Origin of the sequence: Mesorhizobium sp. M0106 (assembly GCF_040322715.1) — a bacterium.
In the GTDB taxonomy this organism is placed as follows: Bacteria; Pseudomonadota; Alphaproteobacteria; order Rhizobiales; family Rhizobiaceae; genus Mesorhizobium.
The window spans coordinates 1-3353 of the sequence record NZ_JAMYUA010000102.1 but is presented as its reverse complement, the minus strand read 5'-3'; the positions used below and the strand labels follow the sequence as shown (position 1 = coordinate 3353).

At 64.6% G+C, this 3353-nt stretch carries 5 protein-coding genes; 2 read left to right on the top strand and 3 right to left on the bottom strand.

Annotation, left to right across the window (positions count from 1 at the left end; translation table 11 throughout):
• Window positions 1-310: 310 nt before the first annotated feature.
• Window positions 311-799 (bottom strand): GNAT family N-acetyltransferase, encoded by a 489-nt coding sequence (locus tag NKJ55_RS35115; protein WP_352453885.1) that lies wholly within the window; start codon window positions 797-799, stop codon window positions 311-313.
• A complete protein-coding gene (locus NKJ55_RS35110) occupies window positions 792-1613 on the bottom strand; it encodes a transglycosylase SLT domain-containing protein (protein ID WP_352453884.1) in 822 nt (273 codons plus the stop codon). The genes NKJ55_RS35115 and NKJ55_RS35110 overlap by 8 nt, the downstream gene beginning before the upstream one ends.
• A gap of 162 nt (window positions 1614-1775) precedes the next feature.
• Here NKJ55_RS35110 and NKJ55_RS35105 point away from each other — a divergent pair, with 162 nt between their 5' ends.
• The gene (locus tag NKJ55_RS35105; protein ID WP_352453883.1) at window positions 1776-2345 is read left to right on the top strand and encodes a methylated-DNA--[protein]-cysteine S-methyltransferase; all 570 of its coding nucleotides are present in this window, start codon (window positions 1776-1778) and stop codon (window positions 2343-2345) included.
• 45 nt (window positions 2346-2390) lie between these two features.
• Here the strand turns inward: NKJ55_RS35105 and NKJ55_RS35100 are convergent, their stop codons facing one another.
• A complete protein-coding gene (locus tag NKJ55_RS35100) occupies window positions 2391-2717 on the bottom strand; it encodes a hypothetical protein (RefSeq protein ID WP_023678330.1) in 327 nt (108 codons plus the stop codon).
• 299 nt (window positions 2718-3016) lie between these two features.
• On the opposite strand from NKJ55_RS35100, the gene NKJ55_RS35095 reads away from it, so the two are divergent.
• On the top strand, window positions 3017-3229 hold the full coding sequence (locus tag NKJ55_RS35095) for a cold-shock protein (RefSeq protein WP_023678332.1): 213 nt from the start codon (window positions 3017-3019) through the stop codon (window positions 3227-3229).
• Window positions 3230-3353 lie beyond the last annotated feature (124 nt).

The window sequence follows — 3353 nt, the reverse complement described above, 5'->3', positions numbered from 1 at the left end:
ACATATGGACGCAAGCGATCGAAAACGACGCAAAACAACCGTTGCAGGCAGGGCGCCGTCCACATATGGATCCTAGGGTCTGCGCTCTCGCTTCGCGTTCGCTCCGCCCTAGGATGACGAAGCGCTGGTAGGGTTCCAGCCAATCTCCAACGTCCGCGATTGGCCTTTATGCCACTGTGCCCTTCGTCATCCTAGGGCGGAGCAGGAGCGCAGCGACGTCGCGGAGACCCTAGGATCCATGCCGTACCTTTGAGCGTCGCAGCCTCAGCTGAATATCAACACACTTACCCGAAGCCAGCTTTGCCCCGCCTCACCCCGCCCAGTCGACTTCGAACATCCCCAACCGTTCGTAGAGCCGGACGGCGGCGGCGTTCTCGACCGTGTTGGTCTTGAGGTCGACATGTGCCGCGCCCCTTGCCTGAAACACCGCAAACGCGTGCCGCATCAGTGCCTCGGCGATGCCCTTGCCGCGCGCCTCGGGGTGGACGGCAAGATCCTTGACGAACGCCCGCGTCCAGCAGAGCGCCGCGCCCGCCAGCCGGCCCTTGCCGTCGATGACCAGGAAACATAAAGCTGGGTCGAATTCCGCGTCGGCCGAAATGCGTGGCCACCATTCGTCGAACGGCCCGTCGGCGCCGTCGTCGAACACCGCGGTCAACAGCGTATGCAAAGCGAGTGCATCGGCGGCTTCGAAGGCGCGCATGACGAAGCCCTCGGGCCAGCGCGGCGGAACAAGCGTGTCGTCCAGAATCTTGCGCAGGCGGATGTCGTTTGGCGCCGGCGGGCGCGGCTCAGGCATCGGGCTGCATGCGGCGGCGCAGGCTTTCGCTGCCGAGGCCGGTTTCGCCCAGCATCCCCTTGCGCTTGGCGTCGTAATAATAGCCGCTCTGGTAGAGCCGGTCGGCGCGCTTGGGGTTGCCGCCGCTGACCAGCCAGGCGCCGCGCAGATATTTCACCGCATATTTTAGGTTGGTCTCGGCATCGAACAGGCCGCTTGCCGGCCCGTCATAGCCCATGCCGCGCGCCGTCGCGTGCTTGATCTGCATCAACCCCCAATGGCCGTGATTGTAGGCTTTCGGGTTGAAGGTGCTCTCGCGGTTGACGACATGGCGCACCAGATCGACCGGCACCTGGTAAAGCGCGGAATATTTCTCGATCAGGCGCTCGATCTCGCTGCGGCCGCCGGCGTTCGACTGCCCCTCGGTGGGGCTGGTCGCGGCCAGAGCGACCGGGTTCTGCGGCACGACATAGGAGACGGGTTGAACGCCGGGCATGGCAGCGGTCTGTTCGGTGACCGGCATGGCGACAGCGGCCGTCGCGATGGCTGGCTGGGCATTGGTGGTCATGACGGCGGGGGTAGTTGCCGCCAGCGGCGTCGGCCCGGCAAACGCGGCGGCCGGCTCGATCGGCAGCGCAGCCGTCTGGGCGACGCCGGACGGCTCCGGCAGCACCGAAACTGTATCGGGCAGCGCCAACGTAAAGCCGGCATCGGTATTGGCCGTATTTTCGGTGAAGGCCGGCGTTGGGGTCACCGGCGAAGTCGAGGTGCAACCGCTGAGAGCGGCCACGGCCAACACCGCCGCAAGGACGGGAAAGAGGAATTTTGCTGGCAAGCGGCGCTCGGGTCCGGTTCGTCGGATGTTAAGAAGTCCTTACACCAGCATCTTTCCTCGGGCAATCCGCGGTAGCCGGTGGTTTTCGGGTGGCGAGCCGGGCCGCGAAATGCGATATTGTTCTGGATTTGTACTTCGAGGGATTCCGGAAAGGAGCACGCCATGGACGCCTCTCATGCCACCGCCGGCCACGCGGTCTTCGAAACCGTACTCGGCTTCATGGGCATCGCCTGGAGCGATGCCGGACTGACCCGGCTCTGCCTGCCGCAGCGCAATCGCGACGCGGTCGAACGCCGGCTGCTGCGCCATGCCGCCGCCGAGCAGCCTGCGAAGCCCGAGCCGCAATGGGTTGCCGAGCTGATCGCGTCGATCAAGGCCTATGCCGTCGGCGAGGATATCGATTTCTCCAACGTGCCGGTCGATCTCAGCGGCGTCGACGAGTTCCGCCTGGCGATCTATGACGCGGCGCGAAAACTCGCCTTCGGCGAAACCACCACCTATGGCGAACTGGCCAAACGCGCCGGCCATGCCGGGCTGGCGCGTGAGACGGGCGCCGCTCTCGGCGCCAACCCGGTGCCGCTGGTCATCCCCTGTCACCGCATCCTTGCCGCCGGCGGCAAGATCGGCGGCTTTTCCGCCCCCGGCGGCTCGGCCACCAAGGAAAAGATGCTGGCCATGGAAGGCGTGCGCGTCGGCCCGCCGCCGCCTGCGCAGGTGTCGTTCGGGTTTTAGGTGTGCTGATATTCAGGTGAGGCCGACCCCTGCACGTCACCGCCCCTAGTCCGGAAGCAGGCGCCGGCGGAAGCGCCGATCGAATTCCACCCGCTTGCATTTATAGACGGTGCACGAATTCGTATCGGCACTCGGCACGGAGGCCCGCGCCCTGACCTCGCCGATGTCGCAGAATTGCTGGCTGCGCACGTAGCGGTCGTAGAGCGCCAGCCCCGGCACGCGCGCCGATCTGTAACGCAGGATGACCGCGCCCTCGCGCGCGATCGTCGCCTGCACCTTGCCGCAGCTCATGCGGGTCGGGTCGTAGCGCGAGCCCGCCTGCGCCTCGGCGGCCACCAGCGTCAGGCAAGCGGCAAGCAGAACGATTTTCATGTCCCTCTCCCCAAAACCCGGTCGCGCCCGAAGCCGACGCGATCCTCCCGCGTCAGGCGCGCAATAACGACGCTCTCACGCGATTGGGGCGGCCGTTGGGCAGCGTTGCCGCGGCGCCATTTTCCGCCCCGTCTTGTTTTTTGCGCGAAAGCATATTATATGCCGTTCATTGATATTTCGGCCGATCGATCCGGGCCTCGCGATCTTCGCGTTTGCTGACGTTCTATCTCCAAAATCTCGATACAAACCGGCTGGGTTTCGGTCCAGTCAAACTAAAGCAAACGTAAAGGACTATCGAAATGGCAACAGGTACGGTCAAGTGGTTTAATTCCACCAAGGGTTTCGGCTTCATTCAGCCTGACAGCGGCGGCGCGGACGTTTTCGTTCACATCTCCGCAGTCGAGCGTGCTGGACTGTCGACCCTGGTTGAAGGCCAGAAGATCAACTTCGAGATCGAGCAGGACCGCCGCACTGGCAAGTCGTCCGCTGGATCTCTGAGCAAGGCAGCCTGATTTTGCGAATGGCGCGCGCCCGGGGGTATCCCCGGGCGCGGCGCCAGTGACCGCTGTTATGGGGGGAGCGCGGGAAACGCCCCCGAGCGCAAAACCCCCACAAACCCAAGCACCAGATTGATGC

Excerpts from the sequence above, each read along its gene's own strand:
- NKJ55_RS35100 (WP_023678330.1), bottom strand. The coding sequence starts at position 2,717 with ATGAAAATCGTTCTGCTTGCCGCTTGCCTGACGCTGGTGGCCGCCGAG.
- NKJ55_RS35115 (WP_352453885.1), bottom strand. The coding sequence starts at position 799 with ATGCCTGAGCCGCGCCCGCCGGCGCCAAACGACATCCGCCTGCGCAAG.
- NKJ55_RS35095 (WP_023678332.1), top strand. The coding sequence starts at position 3,017 with ATGGCAACAGGTACGGTCAAGTGGTTTAATTCCACCAAGGGTTTCGGC.
- NKJ55_RS35105 (WP_352453883.1), top strand. The coding sequence starts at position 1,776 with ATGGACGCCTCTCATGCCACCGCCGGCCACGCGGTCTTCGAAACCGTA.